Consider the following 22,010-nt stretch of genomic DNA (forward strand, 5'->3'; position numbering starts at 1 on the left):
GAACAGTAAAGGGAATTATGAAGTTCCTAGTCAAATAGATAATAGAAAAGGAGCTTAATATGCTAAAAAAATATGGGGTAGCAACAGCACTTAGCCTATTGATTATTGCCGCACCATTGAGCGGTGCGCACGCAGAGAGCATCAATGATATGCAAAAGCGTCAAAATGAAATCGAACAAAAAAAATCAGAAATCGATAAAAACATAGACTCAAAAAACTCAGAATTAAACCATTTAGAAAGTGCCGAAAAAGACGCTGCTAAAGAATTAGAATCACTTTTAAAAAGTATTGATGAAACTAATAAGAAACTAAAAGAGCAAGAAGGCAAAGTGGACTCTGAAAATGAGAAACTAAAGCAATTAAAAAAAGAAATGGAAAAATTACGCAACGATATTCGCGACCGTCAAAAAGTGCTTGATAATAGAGCACGCGCTATCCAAACAACTGGAACAGCAACTGCTTATTTAGATATGATTTTTGAAGCGAATGATTTTAAAGAACTTATCGACCGTGTGACCGTTGTATCAGCAATTGTAAAAGCGGACCAAGATATTATGCAAGATCAAAAAGATGACCAAGACAAACTAAAAGTAGCAGAAACAACTTCCGAGAAAAAGCTCGAAAACTTAAAAGTACTTGCAGTAGAGTTGGAAGTTTCGAAAAACAATATGGAAAGTCAAAAACAAGAAAAAAATGACTTAGTAATGGCACTCGCAAATAAAAAAGATCTAACGAAGAGTGAACAAACTCTTTTAGCTAGTGAACAAGGTGCGCTTACAGACGAAGAAAAACGACTTGCTTCAAATATCGCTGGTGAAAAAGCTAAACAAGAAGCAGCAATCAAGGCAGCGGAAGAAAAACGTATGCAAGAAGCCGCATCAAGCGCTAACAATTCCACTGCTATAAACAATTCAGGTTCAGGATCAAGTGGATCAACAGAAACAGTTGATTCCGGCGGCGGTGGTGGTCAATTTATTAAACCAGCGTCCGGAATTTTAACATCCGGATTTAGCGAACGAACCAACCCAGTAACTGGTAAATATGAATCCCACAAAGGGCAAGATATTGCAGGTGGCGGTACAATTACGGTTTCAGCTGCAGCATCAGGAACCGTTGTGTTTTCTGGATTTGGAGCATCGGGTAGTGGTTTCGGCGGCTATGGTTACGTTGTTAAAATTGACCACGGTAATGGTTACCAAACACTATACGGACATATGCGCGCAGGTAGCTTAAAAGTAGTTACAGGTCAACGGGTTTCCCAAGGCCAACCAATTGGTATTATGGGATCAACCGGCCAATCAACTGGTCAACATCTTCATTTTGAAATTCACAAAAATGGTGTTCCAGTTAATCCGGCACCATATCTTTAAATTTTAAAAACCATTGGCACTTAGTCAATGGTTTTTTCATGGATAGAAGCGAACTGCAATAGGCTAAATGGCGATTTTATGATATGATACTACTATCAGTTTGTGTAAGAAAAGGGGGAACACAATGGGACTGTTGGCTTATCTATTAGTGATTTTGCTAATTTTAAATGTATTCTTTGCGGCAGTGACGGTCTTCTTAGAAAGACGCGATACATCCGCCACTTGGGCTTGGTTGCTGGTCTTAACTTTTGTTCCGATATTTGGTTTCATTATTTACTTGATTTTTGGGAGAAAACTATCTGGGAAAAAGATTTTTGATTGGAAGGGACAAGAAAAAATTGGGATTCAGGAATCTACAGCCAATCAAATAGAAATGATACGGCAAAAAGAATTTCCGTTTAGTGATCCGAATGTGAAAAAGCATCGTGATTTAATTTATTTATTACTCGTTAATGATGGTGCTATTTTAACGCAAGACAATGAAGTGGAGCTTTTTGTGGATGGTCACGAAAAATTCGACGCGTTAATTGCTGACATCGAAAAAGCGAAAGATCACATACATATAATTTACTATATTTTCCATTCCGACGAACTTGGCAATCGCTTAATGCGCGTGCTTGAAAGAAAAGCAGCAGAAGGATTAAATGTTAAAATTATTTATGATGCAATGGGATCAAGAACGACAAAAAAATCATTTTTCCGTACGTTTGAAAAAAATGGTGGTTTAGTCAGACCGTTTTTCCCATCAAAACTACCACTAATTAATTTCCGACTTAACTATCGAAATCACCGAAAATTAGCGATAATTGATGGAGATGTTGGTTATATTGGTGGATTTAATATTGGTGATGAGTACCTCGGGGCATCGAAAAAATTTGGTTACTGGCGAGATACACATTTACGCGTGCATGGAAAAGCTGTTTATGCGATGCAAACTCGCTTTATTATGGACTGGAACTCGGCATCATCGACACATAAAATTGACTACAAAGCGAGATATTTCCCTACGTTTCACGGGAAAGGTCACACAAGTATGCAAATTGTTTCGAGTGGCCCAGATTCCGAATGGCAACAAATTAAAAATGGTTACATTAAAATGATTAATGCCGCCAAAAAAACAATTTACTTACAGTCGCCTTATTTTATTCCCGATGCGAGCTTGCTTGAAGCAATCAAAATTGCCGCACTTTCTGGAGTAGATGTACGGGTGATGATTCCAAATAAACCAGACCATGCTTTTGTTTACCGGGCAACAACGAACTATGCCGGCGAATTAATGGAAACTGGTGCAAAAATCTTTATTTATGATAATGGCTTTATTCACGCAAAAACACTCGTTGTGGATGGTGAAATTGCTTCAGTTGGAACAGCTAATATGGACTTCCGTAGTTTCCGCCTTAATTTTGAAGTCAATGCCTTTATTTATGAAAAGCAAATGGTGCAAAAATTAGAAGATGCCTTTTTAGAAGATATTTTGAAATCGTATCAACTGACACCAGAATTATATGCAAAACGGTCCTTATGGATCAAATTCAAAGAAGCGGTAAGCCGACTATTATCGCCTATATTATAGAAGTATTAAAGAAAGCTGGTGTAGAAAATGAATGTTTTTGTTGAGATATTAAATGGAATAGGTAGACTGCTTCTACAACCAGCATTATATGTAGGAATTATTTTAGTGATAATGGCTGGTTTTAACCGAGTGAAGTGGGAACGAAAATCATTCAGTATAAGTATATACTCGCCTTGGCTAGAATTGAAAAATTTCTTCGGGTTGAGTTTGTTATTCGGATTAGCGATTTCCGTTGTTACGGCATTCATTGGATTTGGCGTTATGCTCGAATGGGTGGCCATTTTTAATGCAGTAGCTTGTTTCTTATTAATTGTTGGGATGTTCCGATTAAGTTCGACGGCTTTTACAATCGGGATTACGAGTTTAATCTTTTATTTCTGCTATTATTTTGATGTAAATTTAGCGCCATTTAATAATATAGCATTTACGTATGACTCACTTTATATTGATAATTTTATGGTTTCGATGACGTTTTTACTTGCACTCTTATTGTTTATTGAAGCATTCTTAATTCAATATACAAGCGCAAAAAATCCGTCACCTTCACTTCGGAAAAGTAAACGTGGCAAATTAGTTGGTTCATTTCAATTAAGAAAATTATGGTTTGTGCCAATAGTTATGTTTATACCAGGAGATGTATTTACGAAAATTTTCGAATGGTGGCCAGTTTTCGCAATTGGTTCGCAGTCTTATTCACTAATTATTTTACCGTTATTTATCGGTTTCCAACAGCAAGTGCAAGGACAACTTCCAGAAGAAGCTAGTCGAAAAACAGCTGTGCAAGTTACGACACTAGCGACAATCATTGCGGTAGCCGGTTTAATCGGAATCGTGATGCCAGTACTTACATTATTCGCCTTCATGCTTGCGGTTATTGGTCGCTTTTGGATTTCCTATCGTCAGTACCGTTCAGAAAAATTATTACCGAAAAAATTTGGTCCACAAGCTGATGGGCTTGTCATTCTAGGGGCTCGCGCAGCAACGCCATCTGCACGCTTAAACTTAAAAGCTGGCGAAAAAATCACAGAAGTTAACAGTCAACCCGTTCATACGCGCGAAGAACTATACGAAGCGCTTAACTTGAACCGCGCGTTTTGTAAGTTAAAAGTAATTGATATTGACGGGGAACCACGTTTTGAACAAACAGCACTTTATGAGAATGAATCATTTGAGCTTGGTTTATTATTAGTTGAACCGAGATAATTTTTAGGGCACCAGTGTTGTTGGAAAGCAGCATTGGTGTTTTAAGTTTTTGTAAAGATAAGATTAATATAAAGGCATTTCTACCCGAAAAAGGTTAATTCATGCTATATTTTAGATAAAAGGGTTACATAAAGAAGGGATGGGAAGTACGTTGGTAAAAATTCTTGTAGTTGATGATGAGGCTTCTATTGTTACCTTGCTGCAATTTAATATCGAAAAAGCTGGATTTGATGTGGTGACAGCGGAGGATGGCAGGACTGGGTATGAACTTGCTTTATCCGAAAAACCAGATTTAATCGTACTAGATTTAATGCTTCCTGAGATGGACGGAATCGAAGTAACGAAAAAACTTCGTCAAGATAAAGTAAACGTGCCAATTTTAATGTTAACAGCAAAAGATGAAGAATTAGATAAAATTATCGGGCTAGAACTTGGAGCAGATGATTATATGACTAAACCATTTAGCCCAAGGGAAGTAGTCGCGCGGATTAAAGCCATTTTGCGCCGAACAGAAGGAAAAGCAGAAATCATCGAAGAATTAACAGAAGACGTGGAAGCAACGATACTAATTGGCGATTTGAAAATTTTGCCAGATAGTTATGAAGTGTATTTGCAAGATGATTTACTTGATTTAACACCGAAAGAATTTGAGTTATTATTATTCCTTGCGAACCATCGCGGCAAAGTTTTCTCAAGAGATCAATTGCTGGATACCGTATGGAATTATGATTACGTCGGCGAAACGCGAATTGTCGACGTCCATGTCAGCCATTTACGCGATAAAATCGAAATAGACACCAAACAGCCAAAATACATCAAAACAATTCGTGGCTTTGGTTATAAAATGGAGAATGTAAAATAATGAAAAAATTATGGCTGAAAATCGGATTATCTTTTATTATCTTATTTTTCGTTGTGATGGTTATCGTGGGTGTTTTTTCCGGCGAGCTAATGAAATCAACGTATTTAAATATGAAAGAAAGTCAATTAGAAGATGATGCGAAAATCTTACTTCAAACAACTAATATTGAAAATCTGGATTTAGATAAAGATGCCGCAGCTATCCAAAAGAGCCTTAATCCACTCGGAGATGAAATTGATGCGCGTATTACGGTGATTGATAGCGAGGGTGATGTAGTAGCTGATACGAAAAAAGATCCAGCTAATCTCGATAATCATATGAACCGCCCAGAAGTAACAGATATTCTGGAAAAAGGAAAAAGTGTTGGTATTTCTATCCGTGAGAGTGATTCACTTGGTTACAGTATGCTATATGTTGCAGTTCCCGTTAAGCACCAAGACAAAACAGATGGCGTTTTAAGGATTTCGATTTCACTTGAATCTGTCGACGCAGCAGTGGATAAACTTTGGGGAAATCTAGCGCTTATTTTCGGAATTGCGCTTGTTATTATCGCAGCAATCAGTGTTTTCATCGCTAGAAAAATCACGAGACCGGTTCGCGAAATTATCGAAGTTTCGACAGACTTAGCCAATCATAAATACGACAGCCGCATTCACGGCAAAGTCAGCGGGGAGCTCCAAGACCTTTCTGTCAGTGTTAATACATTAGCAGAAAGCCTTGAAACGCAAATGTTTGAAATTAAGCAAAATGAACAGCGCCTCAACGCGATTGTCCAAAACTTAGTCAGCGGCGTGATGCTTATTAATATCGACAAACAAGTAATCATGACCAACCGAACAATGTATCAAATTTTAGGTGAAACAGAAATTACTGGCAAGCCATTTTATGAAGTCATCAAAAGTTTCGCGCTGAGCCAGTTAATAGAAGCAACTTTTGAAACAAAAACCATTCAACAAAAAGAAATTATTCTCTATTTCCCACGCGAAATGATTTTAGATGCAAGTGTTTCGCCAATTTTAGCAGAAAATGGGGAAATTACCGGGATTATCTTACTTTTACACGATATTACGCAAATTCGCCACTTAGAAAATGTGCGCTCCGAATTTGTAACGAATGTGTCGCACGAACTTAAAACACCAGTGACCGCATTAAAAGGCTTCGCGGAAACCTTACTCGACGGCGCTATGTATGACGAAATGCTACTCAAAAAATTCTTAACTATTATTAAAGAAGAAAGTGACCGATTGCATCGTTTAATTATGGATATTCTCGCGCTTTCCAGAATTGAACAAAATCCAGTCCCAGAAAATATCGAGATTGTGGATATGGATGACGTAATCGAACAATCAGCCCGTACTATTTTTGAAATGGCAACCGAGAAAAATATTCAAGTTACTATCCCAGAAAAAACAAGCACACCAGTTACAATTGAAACGGATCGTGATAAATTACAACAAATTTTAATTAACTTACTTTCTAACGCAATCAACTACACTCCTGTGGACGGAAAAGTAGAAGTTAAATTAATTGATCATGAAGCAGAAGTTATAATAGAAGTAACTGATAATGGAATTGGAATCCCAGCTAAAGATATTGACCGCGTATTTGAACGCTTCTACCGAGTGGACAAAGCTCGTAGCAGGCATTCAGGTGGTACCGGCCTTGGACTCTCGATCGTTAAACACTTAGTCGAAAATTGCGGCGGACGAATCGAAGTAGAAAGCCAAGAAGAAGTCGGCTCGACATTCCGTGTTACTTTACCAAAAAAAGCCTAATAAATATCCTGTTTGAAAGAATGTAATCTTTCAGACAGGATATTTTTATTTTATTTACGAAAGGAACAAAATTAGCGCAATAATTTACGAGTTTGCCTTATTTTTGAAAGATAGTCATAAAAAAGTTTACATTTCTGACAAAAAATGTGGTTATTTACAATTACTTAACATTAGCTACACACCACCTTAAATCTCAGACGTTATAGTAATACTTGTAAGGAATAACAATTAAAAAAACAAGGTGGGAATAAGATAATGAAAAAGAAGTATTTGGGAATAGTAGCAATGTTAGCAGCAGTAATGCTTGTCTTCGCAGCATGCGGAAGTGACAGCAGTTCAGCAGATAAAGCAAACGGATCAACAAAAGGGGATAAAGAAGTTTCTGGCTCATTAACAGCAGTCGGATCCACTGCACTTCAACCACTCGTTGAAGCAGCTTCCAAAGAATTTACAAACACAAATCCTAAAGCACAAATCAACGTGCAAGGCGGCGGTTCTGGAACTGGTTTAACACAAGTACAACAAGGCGCAGTTGAAATTGGTAACTCGGACGTATTCGCTGAAGAAAAAGACGGCGTAGATGCTTCGAAACTAGTTGATCACCGTGTAGCAGTTGTCGGAATGGCACCAGTTGTAAACAAAGATGTAGGCGTTAAAAATATCACTAAACAACAATTAATCGATATCTTCACTGGCAAAACAACAAACTGGAAAGACGTTGGCGGTAAAGACGAAAAAATTACAATCATCAACCGTGCAGAAGGAAGCGGAACACGTGCTACTTTCGAAAAATGGGGACTTGATGGTAAAACACCAATTAAAGCACAAGAACAAGATTCATCTGGTACAGTTCGTAAAATCGTAAGCGAAACTCCAGGAGCAATCAGCTACCTAGCATTCTCTTACATTGATGCTTCCGTAGTCGGTCTTTCACTAGATGGTGTGGAACCAACAGAAGATAAAGTAGCAACAAACGACTGGAAAATCTGGTCTTATGAACATATGTATACAAATGGCGAACCTAAAGGCCTAACAAAAACTTTCTTGAAATACATGACTTCTGATGAAGTACAAAACAATATCGTACCACAACTTGGTTACCAATCAATCAAATCCATGAAAGTGGAACGCGATTCATCTGGTAAACTAACTGACGTAAAATAAAAAGAATGAAATGGGCGTCTATCCTAGTAATACCGGGATAGACGTATACCCATGTTAGGAGTAAAACATGGGAGGAGAAAGGAGCTTACGTGACTTGGAAGCGATAAAAGAAAAGAAGCTTACACAAACTTCTAAAAAGGCGCATCTAGAAACTAGAGGCAAAATAATTACATTCATCTGTATTTCCATCATGGTTATTGCCGCAGCGTCTATTTTGTTTTTTGTTATATCAAAAGGTTTAGCTACATTTACGGTCAATAAAGTGTCTTTTGTTGATTTTATAACTGGGACAGACTGGAATCCTTCGCAAAAAGATGCAAACGGTAATCCATTAGTTGGTGCTTTGCCAATGATTATTGGTTCATTTGCAGTAACACTTTTTGCAGCTTGTATTGCTGGCCCACTTGCAATCGGTGCCGCAATTTTTATGGTGGAAATTTCACCTAAGTTTGGGAAAAAAGTTTTACAACCAGTTATGGAACTTTTAGTTGGAATTCCATCTGTTGTTTATGGGTTCATTGGACTAAGTGTTGTCGTTCCATTTATTCGTGACCATATTTCGGGAAGTGGGTTTGGTATTGCAGCTGCGACGGTCGTTTTAACAGTCATGATTTTGCCGACGGTTACTTCACTCAGCGTGGATGCGATTAAATCTGTTCCACGTCACTACCGAGAAGCTTCATTGGCGCTTGGAGCAACACGTTTCCAGACGATTTGGAAAGTAGTACTTCGTAGTTCGCGTTCCGGTATTTTGACGGCGATTGTTTTCGGGATGGCACGTGCATTCGGTGAGGCTCTTGCTGTACAAATGGTTATTGGGAACTCTGCGGTTATTCCAACATCCTTATTCGAGCCAGCCTCTACATTAACTAGTATTTTAACAATGGGTATGGGAAATACGGTTATGGGTACGCTTGATAATAATATCCTTTGGTCACTTGCAATGGTGCTACTAGCAATGTCACTATTCTTCATCATTGTGATCCGTTTCATCGGACGTAGGAGGAAAGTCAAATGAATGTAAAAACAAAAGATAAAATCGCGACAGGCGTTTTCTATGCCATTGCTGTATTAATTGTCATTATCTTAGCTGGTTTATTAGGCTATATTTTAGTAAAAGGTGTTCCGCAATTAAGCTGGAAGTTTTTGACGACCCCACCACAGTCGTTCCAAGCTGGTGGCGGAATCGGCCCGGAAATCTGGAATTCATTTTATATGCTTATTATTACTATGCTCATCTCTGTCCCTATCTCGCTCGGAGCGGGAATTTATATGGCAGAATATGCGCGTAAAAATTGGATTACAGATTTAATTCGTACAACAATCGAAGTGCTTTCCTCGCTTCCTTCTATTGTAGTTGGGCTATTCGGTTTCCTTGTTTTTGTTATTCAAATGGGGTGGAGCTTCTCGGTTATTTCCGGGGCGCTTACACTAACGATTTTCAATTTACCATTATTAATTCGTGTTGTTGAAGAAGCACTTAATGCGATTCCCAACACGCAACGTGAGGCGGGACTTGCGCTAGGTTTATCCAGATGGGAAACGATTACGCGAGTACTTGTTCCGGCCGCGCTTCCAGCAATCATTACGGGGGTTATTTTAGCAGCAGGACGTGTATTCGGTGAAGCAGCCGCGCTTATTTTTACGGCAGGTCAAAGTACGCCGATACTTGATTTTACTGATTGGAACCCAATGAACCCAGCTTCACCATTAAATATTTTCCGCCCAGCAGAAACACTTGCAGTTCATATTTGGAAAATTAACGGCGAAGGAATTATGCCAGATGCGCAAGCCGTTTCTGACGGAGCATCAGCCGTATTAATTCTATCCGTATTACTTTTCAATATTCTCGCTCGCTTGCTTGGAAAAGTTGTTTATAAACGCATGACTTCATCGTAAAAAGCCAGGAAAAGGAGATAAAAATGATGTTAACAAAGAAACCTGAAATCAATACTATTTTACAAGCAACACCAGATCCTCATTCACTTCCTGCTGCGATGGCGACGGAGGATTTGCATGTATACTACGGGGATAACCACGCAATCAAAGGTGTGGATTTAACTTTCCCAGAAAATAAGGTTACCGCTTTAATTGGACCATCTGGTTGCGGGAAATCTACTTATCTACGAGCATTAAATCGCATGAACGACGAAATTGATGGTTGTCGTATGGAAGGCCAAATTTTATACGATGGCATTAATATTAATCGTAAAGAAGTCGACTTGTACAACGTTCGTAAAGAAATCGGGATGGTATTCCAAAAACCAAACCCATTCACCAAATCCATTTATGAAAATGTTGCTTTTGGTCTTAAACGTCATGGTATGAAGAATAAAAAAGAAATCATGGAGCGCGTGGAGAAAAGCTTGCGCCGTGCAGCTCTGTGGGATGAAGTAAAAGACGATTTAGGAAAAAGTGCGCTATCACTTTCCGGTGGGCAGCAACAACGACTGTGTATCGCTCGAGCAGTTGCCATGCAGCCGAAAGTTTTACTGCTTGATGAACCAGCATCTGCGCTCGATCCAATTTCAACAAGTAAAATTGAAGATTTAATCAATGAACTGAAAAATAAATATACAATCATTATCGTAACGCATAATATGCAACAAGCAGCGCGGGTTTCCGACTATACTTCCTTCTTTTATCTAGGAGAAGTCGTGGAATTCTCAGGAACATCCGAACTTTTCACTAATCCCCAAGAAAAACAAACCGAAGACTATATTTCTGGTAACTTTGGCTAGAAAGGAGCTTTTTTATGACAACCGAAACTGCTGAAAAAGTAGAGTATATCATTGAAACAAAAGATGTAGATTTATTTTATGGTTCCAAACAAGCACTACAAAAAATCGCTTTAAATATTAAAAAGAATCAAGTTACCGCTTTAATTGGTCCGTCGGGTTGTGGAAAATCTACTTTCCTTCGCACGCTTAATCGAATGAATGATTTAATTCCTAATGTAAAAACGACTGGAGAAATTCATATTGGCGGCGAAAATGTGCAAGATCCTAAAATCGATATGGTTAACTTACGAAAAAAAGTGGGAATGGTCTTTCAACAAGCCAACCCGTTCCCGTTTTCGATTTATGATAATGTTGCTTATGGCCCACGGATGCACGGTGTGAAAGATAAAAAAGTGCTTGATGAGATTGTAGAGAGAAGTTTGCGTCAGGCGGCTCTTTGGGAAGAAGTGCATGATAGACTAGATCGTTCAGCGATTGGGATGTCTGGTGGACAACAGCAGCGACTTTGCATCGCGCGCGTTCTGGCCGTTAAACCGGATGTTATCTTGATGGATGAACCAACTTCGGCGCTAGACCCAATTTCGACGGCAAAAGTAGAAGATTTGATTCTAGAATTAAAGAAAGACTATACGATTGTAATTGTGACGCACAATATGCAACAAGCGTCCCGGATTTCCGATGAAACTGCCTTTTTCTTAAATGGTCGCATCGTGGAATTCTCAGACACGACAAGTATTTTTACTAACCCAGCAGAAAAAGAAACCGAAGACTATATTTCAGGACGATTTGGATAAAGGAGTGTTATTATGGTAGTCAGAAAAATTTTTACGGAACAGTTAAACGACTTGCACCAACATCTAATGGAAATGGGAATGCTTGCGAATGAAGCAATTTTTAAGGCAGTGAAGTCACTCGTACACCGCGATACGGAGCTTGCCAAACAAGTTGTTGCAGAAGATAAAGCAATCAATAATATGGAGCTTTCACTGGAACAACGCTCTTTTGAATTAATCGCTTTGCAGCAACCAGTTGGCATGGATTTACGAAAAATTGTTACTGTGCTGAAAACAAGTTCTGATTTAGAACGGATTGGCGACCACGCAGTAAGTATTGCCAAAACAGCTATTTTAATTGGTGAAAGTAAAGTTTTAAAGCCTATTCCTGAAATTCCGGAAATGGGCGAGATTGTCAAATCAATGCTACAAGACGTATTAAAAGCTTATCTAGCAGAAGATGATGTAGCTGCTCGTGAAATTGCCGCGCGCGATAATGAAGTTGATAAACTTCATAAAATCGTCTATCAAAAATGTATTCATTTCATGCAAGAAGAGCCGGAACATATTGAAGACGTTTCGCAGTTACTGTTAGTTTCCCAGTACATCGAACGTATTGGTGATTACGTAACGAATGTGTGCGAATGGATTGTTTACTTGAAGAGCGGAGAAATTGAAGATTTAAATAGATAAAAAAAAGCCCGATTTCCTGCCTTTCAGGTTAATCGGGCCCTTTTTTAGTGTGTTAGGCGGTTTAAATAACTTCTCAAATATTTAAAACCTTTTTTTATTATTCAGCTCTCCTTCCATATTGATAAAAAAATTATAGCATTTAATCAGTAAGAATCGACTTTTTGCTCATATTTAATCATTTTTAAGTAGACGTGTTATTAAACTTGCGGAATCATTCCTATTTAAGTATCATATGAGTATATGACCATATATGGAAAATGGAGTGATATTCAATGGAAAACGCAAAACAACCATTAGATGAAGAAACGCTATTTAGTGTGACGCAAATTTTTAAGGCGCTTTCTGATCCAACGCGTGTACAAATATTAAATTTACTTCAGGATCGCGAATACTCTGTGAATGATATTGCACGGACACTTGCGTTTAACCAGACAACAGTTTCGCATCAGTTGCGATTTTTAAAAAATTTAAGGCTTGTGAAATCGAGACGTGAAGGTACGACCATTTATTATATGCAAGATGATAATCACGTATTAGAATTACTCACACAAGCAATCCGACATGTGCATCATCATTAATTGGGAACGCTCAGAAAACCTTTTTTAGGAATGATGGGTGTTTTTTATCCCAAATAAACAGAGATTATGGTAAAGTAAGTAACAAATAAAAGCTTGGAGGAAGTATTTTGAAGAAATTATCACCAATGCAAAAGTTCATTGTTATTACTGGAATTATTGTGATGATTATTATTTCGATTTTGGCGGTCGTTTGGAATAGCAATCTTACAGTAGTCATCGGTTTATCCGTTGTTCAATTTATTTTGATTCAATTGATTTGTTATGTCGGCATTTATTCGCATATGAAAGTTGGGACGGCGCGCGGGACCAAATTATTTAGCTGGGGAATATTGACGACATTTTTGTTTTCAGCAATTATTTTCATTTTTGCTACAGATAACTTTAGAACATACTCAGCAGCAATGATTGCGTTAATTGGTTATTGCGCGGCGCTGATGATGCGTGAAATCGAAAATACCAATCCAGCTAATAAAAAACAAAAACGTGAAGAATAAAACGAAGAATGGAGGGATAATATGGGAATTCATCAATATTTCCAAAGTTTATCAGATTTAGAAAACATTTATCGTTGCCCCGGAAAATTTAAATACCAAGAGCATTCGGTTGCAGAACACTCGTATAAAGTATCGTCCATTGCCCAATTTTTTGGTGCGGTAGAGGAAGAAGCTGGAAATGAAGTGAATTGGCGCGCACTATATGAAAAAGCGTTAAATCATGATTATTCAGAGCTTTTCATCGGGGACATTAAAACGCCTGTGAAATACGCAACGACAGAACTGCGCGAAATGCTTTCAGAAGTAGAAGAAAGCATGACGAAAAACTTTATCGAGCGAGAAATTCCAGAAACTTTCCAACCAATTTATCGTCATTTGCTAAAAGAAGGCAAAGACAGTACGTTAGAAGGGAAAATCCTCGCTATTTCTGATAAAGTTGATTTGTTATATGAATCCTTTGGCGAAATCCAAAAAGGAAATCCCGAGAATATTTTTGTGGAAATTTATAGTGAAGCACTTGCGACAATTTACCAGTACCGGGAAATGGCTAGTGTGAAGTACTTTTTAAAAGAAATCTTACCAGATATGCTTGCTGAAAAAGGCATCGAAAAAACAGAATTACCACAGTTAACGACGGAAATAACGACAAAAGCATTGCGAGACGCTTAAAAAAGGGGAGGGAAGTAAGATGGATCAAATTATATCTGCGCTTATTTTCCCTTGTCTGCTTGTTATTCTTTTTGCGAGAATCACTTATAATCGTTATGTGGCGCTGCTTTTGATGGTGATTTTGATTGCTGCATCCGCTAAGTTAGGGTATACTAATTCGCTTTGGCTCGTTGTGATTGATGCCTTTTCGATGACAATCGGTTTTGTGCTTGCGACTTATATGCTGCGCCGTTTGAAGAAAAGCGGTAGTGACTTTTAACAAGGCAAATATATAGGTAGAACCGTGTAAAAGTGATAAAATAAAGAAAAGCGTAATCAACAGGTTGCGTTTTTTATTTTTCACCAAATACGAAAATATGTTCGGTTTTTGCTAGGCTAATTAAAATATTTATGATAAAATAGAAACATTAACGGATCTGAAAAAAATCCGCTTTTTGCTTTGCTGGACATTTCACAAGTAAAGCTTTTCAGATGCCAGAATCGGACCGATAATGAATAGGGGGAATCCGAGTTGAAGGATAAATTTGAGTTAGTTTCTAAGTATAGCCCACAAGGAGACCAACCTAGAGCAATAGAACAATTAGTTGCGGGATTAAGAAAAGGCTTGAAACACCAAACTTTACTTGGTGCAACCGGTACAGGGAAAACTTTTACCGTATCCAACGTGATTCAAGAAGTAAATAAGCCAACACTTGTAATGGCTCATAATAAGACGCTAGCAGGTCAGCTGTATAGCGAATTTAAAGAGTTTTTTCCGAATAATGCTGTAGAATATTTTGTCAGTTATTATGACTATTATCAACCAGAAGCCTATGTTCCACAAAGTGATACGTACATCGAGAAAGACGCCAGTATCAATGATGAAATCGACAAGCTTCGTCACTCGGCTACGGCCTCTCTTTTTGAACGTCGCGATGTCATTATTATCGCCAGTGTGTCGTGTATTTATGGCTTAGGTTCGCCAATTGAATACGGAGAAATGCTCGTTTCGCTTCGTGTCGGTATGGAGATTAGTCGTGATGAATTACTGCGCAAATTAGTAGATATCCAATATGATCGAAATGATATAGATTTCCAACGCGGCCGCTTCCGAGTTCGCGGTGACGTGGTCGAAATTTTCCCAGCATCAAGAGATGAACATTGTATGCGGATTGAATTTTTCGGCGATGAAATTGAACGTATTAGAGAAGTAGATGCGCTAACTGGCGAAATTATCGGAGAAAGAGAACACGTCTCCATTTTCCCAGCGTCTCACTTTGTTACCAGACCAGATATTATGAAAAAAGCAGTCGTTAATATAAAAGCAGAACTAGAAGACCGTCTCAAAGTATTGCGTGCGGACAATAAATTACTCGAAGCGCAACGACTGGAACAACGGACGAATTATGATTTAGAAATGATGGAAGAAATGGGCTATTGCTCGGGTATTGAAAACTATTCCAGACATCTATCTCTTCGCCCAGCTGGAGTTACGCCGTATACTTTACTGGACTATTTCCCAGATGATTTCCAAATGGTCATAGATGAGTCACACGTTACGATGCCGCAAATTCGCGGAATGTTCAACGGAGACCAAGCCAGAAAACAAATGCTTGTCGATCACGGTTTTAGATTGCCAAGTGCTTTAGATAACCGACCACTTCGACTAGAAGAATTTGAGAAACATATCAACCAAATCATGTTCATATCCGCCACACCAGGCCCATACGAACTAGAAAAAAACCCAGATGTCATCGAACAAATCATTCGACCAACTGGCTTGCTAGATCCGATTGTAGAAATTCGCCCAATTCAAGGACAAATCGATGACTTAATGGATGAAATTAACGACCGTGTCGAGAAAAATGAACGCGTCTTAATTACAACGTTAACGAAAAAAATGTCCGAGGATTTAACCAACTATCTCAAAGAAGCTGGCGTCAAGGTCCAATATCTACACTCAGAAGTAAAAACATTAGAACGAATTGAAATTATTCGCGATTTACGACTTGGCGTGTATGACGTTATCGTCGGAATTAACTTGCTGCGTGAGGGAATCGATTTACCGGAAGTTTCATTGGTAGCAATTTTAGATGCAGATAAAGAAGGTTTCCTACGTTCCGAACGGTCGCTCATTCAAACAATGGGACGTGCTGCGCGTAATGAAAATGGTCGAGTAATCATGTACGCAGATAAAATGACTGACTCCATGCGCAATTCCATTGGCGAAACAGAACGTCGTCGTAAAATCCAAATCGAATATAATGAAAAACATGGAATTACACCAAAAACAATCAAAAAAGAAATTCGTGGTATCATCGCAGCAACTTCTGCCGCAGATGAAAGAGAAGCAGTGAAGCAACATGATTTAAGTAAGATGTCTAAGAAAGAACGCGATGTATTCATTGAAGGTATGGAACATGAAATGAAAGAAGCAGCTAAAGCACTTGATTTCGAACGTGCTGCTGAACTTCGTGATGCTTTACTGGAAATAAAAGCGGAAGGATGAAGCGAAATTGGATAAAGAGAAAATAGTAATTCAGGGTGCAAGAGCCCATAACTTAAAAAACATTGATGTAGAGATTCCTAGAGATAAGTTAGTAGTTATGACTGGCCTTTCAGGTTCAGGTAAATCTTCGCTGGCTTTCGATACAATTTATGCAGAGGGACAAAGACGTTACGTCGAGTCTTTATCCGCATATGCACGCCAATTTTTAGGACAAATGGATAAACCAGATGTAGACTTAATTGAAGGATTAAGCCCGGCTATTTCCATTGACCAAAAAACAACAAGTCGTAATCCACGTTCTACAGTGGGTACCGTTACGGAAATCCACGACTATTTACGCTTGCTTTATGCTCGAGTGGGGCACCCGGTTTGTCCTAATCACGGCATCGAAATCACTTCGCAAACAATTGAGCAGATGGTAGATCGTGTCCTAGAATACCCAGAAAAAACTCGCATTCAAATAATGGCACCAATCGTTTCTGGTAAAAAAGGTACGCATAAGAAAACCATCGAAGAAATCAAAAAAGAAGGTTACGTACGAATTCGCGTTGACGGCGAAATTTACGACATCAACGACGAAATCGAAATCGAGAAAAACAAAAAGCATTCCATCGAAATCATTATTGACCGTATTGTGATTAAAGAAGGCATCAATACGCGTCTATATGATTCTATTGAAGCGGCACTTCGCTTAGCAGATGGTTATGCAGTTGTTGATATAATGGGAGATAAAGAATTACTATTTAGTGAGCATTATGCTTGTCCATATTGCGGCTTTTCCGTTGGCGAATTAGAACCAAGAATGTTCTCTTTCAATAGCCCGTTTGGCGCTTGCCCAACATGTGATGGACTTGGAACAAAACTAGAAGTAGACGTAGACACCGTTATTCCAGACAGAAGCCTATCACTAAACGAAGGCGCAATTATTCCTTGGCGCCCAATCAGCTCGCAATATTATCCGCAAATGTTAGCTTCCGCCTGCAAAGAATTCGGAATCGACATGGATACGCCACTTGAAAAACTAACTAAAGAAGAATTAGACATCATTTTAAATGGTTCAAAAGACAAAGAATTCTACTTTGAATATAAAAATGATTTTGGAATGACGCGCGAAACATGGATACCTTTTGAAGGAATACTACCAAATATCGAACGCCGTTATCGTGAAACAAATTCCGATTTCACTCGCGATCAAATGGCGCAATATATGACGGATTTACCATGCCCATCATGTAAAGGTTACCGTCTTAAAGAAGAAACTCTTTCCGTTAAAGTAAACGACCATCACATTGGTCAAATCAGTGAGTTTTCTATTAATGAAGCACTTGCTTTCTTTGACTGCCTTGAACTTTCTGAAAAAGAAACACAAATTGCAGCTCCAATATTCAAAGAAGTACGCGCGCGACTTGGCTTCTTAAAAAACGTTGGACTCGACTATCTAACAATGAGCCGAGCAGCTGGAACGCTATCCGGTGGTGAAGCACAACGAATTCGACTAGCTACCCAAATCGGCTCCAGGCTGACAGGTGTACTTTATATCCTTGATGAGCCTTCTATCGGATTGCATCAGCGCGATAATGACCGTTTAATCAGCACACTTCAAAGTATGCGCGACATCGGAAATACACTCATTGTCGTTGAACACGATGAAGATACAATGATGGCCGCGGATTACCTTATTGACATTGGTCCGGGCGCTGGCGAGCATGGTGGACGAATTGTCGCTGCTGGAACCCCGGAAGAAGTGGCTAATAATAAAAACTCGATTACTGGTGACTATCTTTCAGGCAAAAAATTCATTCCCGTTCCTGCTAAACGTAGAAAAGGCAATGGCTTGGAGTTAGAAATCATTGGAGCTAAAGCAAACAATCTAAAAAACGTAAACGTAAAAATCCCACTAGCTACTTTTTCATGTGTGACAGGAGTCTCTGGTTCCGGAAAAAGCTCACTCGTGAATGAAGTACTACGAAAAGCGTTAGCGAAAAAATTAAATAGAAACCACGCAAAACCAGGTGAACATAAAGAAATAAAAGGTATTGAAAATCTAGAAAAAATCATCAACATCGACCAATCGCCAATTGGAAGAACGCCAAGATCCAATCCAGCAACTTATACAGGCGCTTTCGACGATATCCGTGATCTTTTTGCCAGCACTAACGAAGCAAAAGTGCGTGGCTATAAAAAAGGCCGTTTTAGCTTCAACGTAAAAGGTGGTCGTTGTGAAGCATGTAAAGGCGACGGAATCATCAAAATCGAAATGCATTTCTTACCAGATGTATACGTTCCATGTGAAGTATGTCATGGAAAACGATATAACGGCGAAACATTAGATATTCGCTACAAAGGTAAAAATATCGCAGAAGTATTAGAAATGACAGTAGAAGAAGGACTGGAATACTTCACAAACCAACCAAGAATTGCGCGTAAACTCCAAACAATTGTAGATGTAGGCCTTGGCTATATTCGACTGGGACAACCCGCAACAACGCTTTCCGGTGGGGAAGCGCAGCGTGTCAAATTAGCCTCAGAGCTCCACAAACGTAGTAACGGTAAATCATTCTACATTCTTGATGAACCAACTACAGGACTTCACGCAGATGATATTGGTCGTTTACTAAAAGTTTTACAAAGACTTGTAGAAGAAAATGGCGACACGGTGCTTGTCATCGAGCATAATTTAGATGTCATCAAACAAGCCGATTACTTGATAGATTTAGGTCCAGAAGGCGGCGATGGCGGTGGCCAAATTATCGCAACCGGTACGCCAGAAAAAATCGCTCGTTCTAAAAAATCCTACACAGGCAAATACTTAAAACCAATTTTAGAACGTGATAAAGAACGAACCGAAGAACGCATTGCAACAGCTAAGAAAAAATAATCAAAATCCCGCTTATTAAAAATATAAGCGGGATTTTTTTATAGTGCCTAAGCCCAAACCACCCAAAGTCCAAACAAATAATCATCCTCTGGTTGTATGACAGAAATTATTTTTTCCTTCATAATAGAGACATAGTTAAAACAGATATATCACTTGCATGTGAAAGCAAGCCTAAAATAGTTTAGCCTAAATTATAGGAGGAAATGAAAATGGAAAATGAACGCAAACGTATTCTCGAATTAGTGAAACAAGGTATTATTTCTACAGAAGAAGCCCTTACTCTACTTGAAAATATTTCCAAAAAAGAAGGTAAAACAGCAGCCAAAGAAAATATTCGCCGTTCTGCAGCTCCGAAAGAAGAAAAATTCGAAGAGCAAGAAGAACCTGCGTATGATTATAGTAAAGGCTGGAACAATGAAGGAAATCCTTATACTGCTCCAAAAAACCGCAAAAGACGCCCTGAACCAAATCCAGAAAATCGTGAAGGACGCGATGAAGACAACGAAAAAGCTTCCAAAGATCGTGAAGAGTCCATGCGCAACATGGTGAATGATTTATCCCAAGCGGGTGAAAAAATTGGTTCTTTCCTAAACAATGCGTTTAAACAAGTGAAAGATATGCCGTTCCCGTTCTTAACATCAACAAAAATTGAACGCGATTTCGTTTACCATGACACAACACTTTCTATTTTAGAATTTGAAATTGCTAATGGGAACATTGAATTTAAACCATCCGATTCAAACGATATTAAAGTCCACGCGATGATTAAACTATTCAAAGAATATCCAGAAGATGAAGCACTTAAAGTCTTCTTTGATAAAACAACTTTACGTGTAGATGAAGAAACATTGCGTTTTGAGTCCACATCGAAACAAATCGTTACTAACCTAACTGTATACTTGCCACGTCGTGAGTATGATTATGTTTCTGTTAAAATGTTGAATGGTAATTTCCATCTAGATGAATTATCTGGTCGTGATTTATTTGTTAAAACAACTAATGGTAATATCAGCCTAGGCACATTAAATGCCACTTTAGCTGAAATTGAATCTATTAATGGTAACGTTCGTATCCAAAATGGTGAAATTCGTGATATTTCCCTTAAAACATTCAATGGTAACGTAGCGGCCAAAGGGAACTACTACTCCACTAATTTGCAAACTAAAAATGGTAATGTCAATTATCAATTAACTGGAAACGAAGCCACTTTCTTAAAAGCAAAAACTGGTGCAGGAAATATCGAAGTAATCGTACCAGCGGCAATTGGTGTAGATGGTCGTTTCCATACAAACCTTGGTAAATTATTGTTAGATTTAAAAGATGCAGAAATCCTTGAATCTAAAACAGAATCTGTAAGTAAATCAATTGTTTTCACTAAATTGCCTGATGCGGCTGATTCTTCCTTGAAAATCGAAGCAGAAGCAACAACTGGTTCCGTAAAAATTCGCGATGTAAAATAATCAACTAAAATCTAGCGCCGTGTATGCGCGCTAGATTTTACATAGAAATAAGAAAGGAAGAGCTAGCATGGATAAAAAATTAAGAAGATCAAGAGTGGACCGGAAAGTCGGCGGTGTGTTTGGCGGACTGGCTGAGTTTCTAGGAATAGATGCCACACTTCTGCGACTTATTTATATCATCATCACGATTGTTACGATGAAAACCGGTATTGCGATTATCGCTTATATAGTTGCCTTGTTTGTAATTCCTTCTTCTGATACAAGTAATGAGGAAGTACTCGAACGGCACCGTCGCCGCGTGGAAGAAAAAAGAAATCGTCACACTGAGCGTAATGAAGCTAGGCAGGAAGTGAGAGAAGCGATGAGAAATAGTCATCATCACAGAAGACAAAGATCAGAAAGAGCTGAGCCGATTCACCACGGTGCAAGGAAAAAAGAAGCTCGTCCTCGTCCAGTACGAGAATTCAATTTTGATAGCGCGACTTTCCGCTCATTTACAATTAGAGTAGCGACTGGGGATGTTATTATTCGTTCTTGGGACAAAGAGGAAATGAAACTCCGCGCAGTACTAGCTGTACATGAAAAAGCGCGTTCAATTCGTCAATTAAGCGAAGAGAAACTATGGGATTACTTCTTTAGCCAAACAATGCTAGATATTTCCCCAGACAGCTTCACTTTTGAATCAAAAAATGAATTGTTAAAAACGGATCTAGTTATTACAATTCCAAAACGTTTATATGAACAAGTAAAAATTCAATTACTAAATGGTAATTTGAAATATGATGATACTGCTGCAGAAGATGCAATTATTAAAACGCGTCACGGTGATATTCGTTCATCCGGAGCTAGCGGGAAATTCCTTAGCACCGAATCAGCAGATGGAGAAATTTTCTTTAAACGTAGCACGGTCGAAAATGTAGATATGTCTACAGCTAAAGGTGATATTTCCCTTCAAGGTAACTTCCTTACAACAATTGCTAAAGCAGCACAAGGAGATGTTGAATATATTCTTGAGAACGATACATCTTCAGCGGCTGACCTAGATGCACCAAATGGCGATATTCGAATTCAAATTCCGCCAACGTGGAATGTCGATGGAACACTTGGAACGAAAAAAGAAAAAATCTATTTTGACTTAAAAAATGCAAAAATTTGGGATGATGCAGAAAGAACTTTTGTTTTCACTCAAAATGCCGAAGAAATAAGCATGGCGACACTTCAAGCAAAAGTAGGCAATGGCATTATCAAGATTTCTGAACTCGAAACAAAAAACGTTTAATAAAATGAAA

The 22,010-nt window shown here is 38.5% G+C and carries 19 protein-coding genes; all 19 read left to right on the forward strand.

Annotated elements, in window-relative coordinates:
• The first annotated feature begins 59 nt into the window (after positions 1-59).
• The 19 genes from HCX62_RS11760 (at position 60) to HCX62_RS11850 (ending at position 22,000) form a co-directional block, all read left to right on the forward strand.
• Positions 60-1,370, forward strand: a complete 1,311-nt coding sequence (locus tag HCX62_RS11760) for a murein hydrolase activator EnvC family protein (protein ID WP_185639204.1) — start codon at positions 60-62, stop codon at positions 1,368-1,370.
• Between the two features lie 124 nt (positions 1,371-1,494).
• The gene (gene cls, locus HCX62_RS11765; protein WP_008948744.1) at positions 1,495-2,943 is read left to right on the forward strand and encodes a cardiolipin synthase; all 1,449 of its coding nucleotides are present in this window, start codon (positions 1,495-1,497) and stop codon (positions 2,941-2,943) included.
• Between the two features lie 27 nt (positions 2,944-2,970).
• Positions 2,971-4,146 carry a PDZ domain-containing protein gene (locus tag HCX62_RS11770; protein WP_185639205.1) on the forward strand — a complete coding sequence of 392 codons (1,176 nt, stop codon included), beginning with the start codon at positions 2,971-2,973 and terminating at the stop codon, positions 4,144-4,146.
• Between the two features lie 151 nt (positions 4,147-4,297).
• A complete protein-coding gene (locus tag HCX62_RS11775) occupies positions 4,298-5,008 on the forward strand; it encodes a response regulator transcription factor (protein ID WP_008948742.1) in 711 nt (236 codons plus the stop codon).
• Positions 5,008-6,783, forward strand: a complete 1,776-nt coding sequence (pnpS, locus tag HCX62_RS11780; protein WP_185639206.1) for a two-component system histidine kinase PnpS — start codon at positions 5,008-5,010, stop codon at positions 6,781-6,783. Before HCX62_RS11775 ends, pnpS begins: the two co-directional genes overlap by 1 nt.
• Before the next feature lie 255 nt (positions 6,784-7,038).
• Positions 7,039-7,947: a phosphate ABC transporter substrate-binding protein gene (locus HCX62_RS11785; RefSeq protein WP_185639207.1), complete on the forward strand. Its 909-nt coding sequence runs from the start codon at positions 7,039-7,041 to the stop codon at positions 7,945-7,947.
• Positions 7,948-8,041: 94 nt separating this feature from the next.
• Positions 8,042-8,965, forward strand: coding sequence for a phosphate ABC transporter permease subunit PstC (gene pstC / locus HCX62_RS11790; protein ID WP_077949479.1), 924 nt, complete (start codon positions 8,042-8,044; stop codon positions 8,963-8,965).
• On the forward strand, positions 8,962-9,846 hold the full coding sequence (gene pstA, locus HCX62_RS11795) for a phosphate ABC transporter permease PstA (protein ID WP_185532970.1): 885 nt from the start codon (positions 8,962-8,964) through the stop codon (positions 9,844-9,846). The genes pstC and pstA overlap by 4 nt, the downstream gene beginning before the upstream one ends.
• Positions 9,847-9,872: 26 nt before the next feature.
• Entirely contained in the window at positions 9,873-10,688 is an 816-nt protein-coding gene (pstB, locus tag HCX62_RS11800) for a phosphate ABC transporter ATP-binding protein PstB (RefSeq protein WP_003722629.1), read from the forward strand.
• Between the two features lie 14 nt (positions 10,689-10,702).
• On the forward strand, positions 10,703-11,482 hold the full coding sequence (pstB, locus tag HCX62_RS11805; RefSeq protein WP_185639208.1) for a phosphate ABC transporter ATP-binding protein PstB: 780 nt from the start codon (positions 10,703-10,705) through the stop codon (positions 11,480-11,482).
• A 12-nt stretch (positions 11,483-11,494) separates the two neighbouring features.
• Complete coding sequence (phoU, locus tag HCX62_RS11810; RefSeq protein WP_185639209.1) at positions 11,495-12,154, forward strand: phosphate signaling complex protein PhoU; 660 nt, start codon at positions 11,495-11,497, stop codon at positions 12,152-12,154.
• 272 nt (positions 12,155-12,426) lie between these two features.
• On the forward strand, positions 12,427-12,732 hold the full coding sequence (locus HCX62_RS11815) for an ArsR/SmtB family transcription factor (RefSeq protein ID WP_185639210.1): 306 nt from the start codon (positions 12,427-12,429) through the stop codon (positions 12,730-12,732).
• A gap of 107 nt (positions 12,733-12,839) precedes the next feature.
• Positions 12,840-13,226, forward strand: coding sequence for a hypothetical protein (locus HCX62_RS11820; RefSeq protein ID WP_185639211.1), 387 nt, complete (start codon positions 12,840-12,842; stop codon positions 13,224-13,226).
• A gap of 21 nt (positions 13,227-13,247) precedes the next feature.
• Entirely contained in the window at positions 13,248-13,895 is a 648-nt protein-coding gene (locus tag HCX62_RS11825; protein WP_185639212.1) for an HD domain-containing protein, read from the forward strand.
• 19 nt (positions 13,896-13,914) lie between these two features.
• Positions 13,915-14,154, forward strand: coding sequence for a CsbA family protein (locus HCX62_RS11830; RefSeq protein ID WP_008948732.1), 240 nt, complete (start codon positions 13,915-13,917; stop codon positions 14,152-14,154).
• A gap of 252 nt (positions 14,155-14,406) precedes the next feature.
• A complete protein-coding gene (uvrB, locus tag HCX62_RS11835) occupies positions 14,407-16,383 on the forward strand; it encodes an excinuclease ABC subunit UvrB (protein ID WP_185503263.1) in 1,977 nt (658 codons plus the stop codon).
• A 7-nt stretch (positions 16,384-16,390) separates the two neighbouring features.
• Positions 16,391-19,261: an excinuclease ABC subunit UvrA gene (gene uvrA, locus HCX62_RS11840; protein ID WP_185639213.1), complete on the forward strand. Its 2,871-nt coding sequence runs from the start codon at positions 16,391-16,393 to the stop codon at positions 19,259-19,261.
• 209 nt (positions 19,262-19,470) lie between these two features.
• The gene (locus HCX62_RS11845) at positions 19,471-20,721 is read left to right on the forward strand and encodes a DUF4097 family beta strand repeat-containing protein (protein ID WP_185639214.1); all 1,251 of its coding nucleotides are present in this window, start codon (positions 19,471-19,473) and stop codon (positions 20,719-20,721) included.
• A 67-nt stretch (positions 20,722-20,788) separates the two neighbouring features.
• Complete coding sequence (locus HCX62_RS11850) at positions 20,789-22,000, forward strand: DUF4097 family beta strand repeat-containing protein (protein ID WP_185639215.1); 1,212 nt, start codon at positions 20,789-20,791, stop codon at positions 21,998-22,000.
• The last annotated feature ends 10 nt before the right edge of the window (positions 22,001-22,010 follow it).

Source organism: Listeria swaminathanii, assembly GCF_014229645.1.
Lineage (GTDB): Bacteria > Bacillota > Bacilli > Lactobacillales > Listeriaceae > Listeria > Listeria swaminathanii.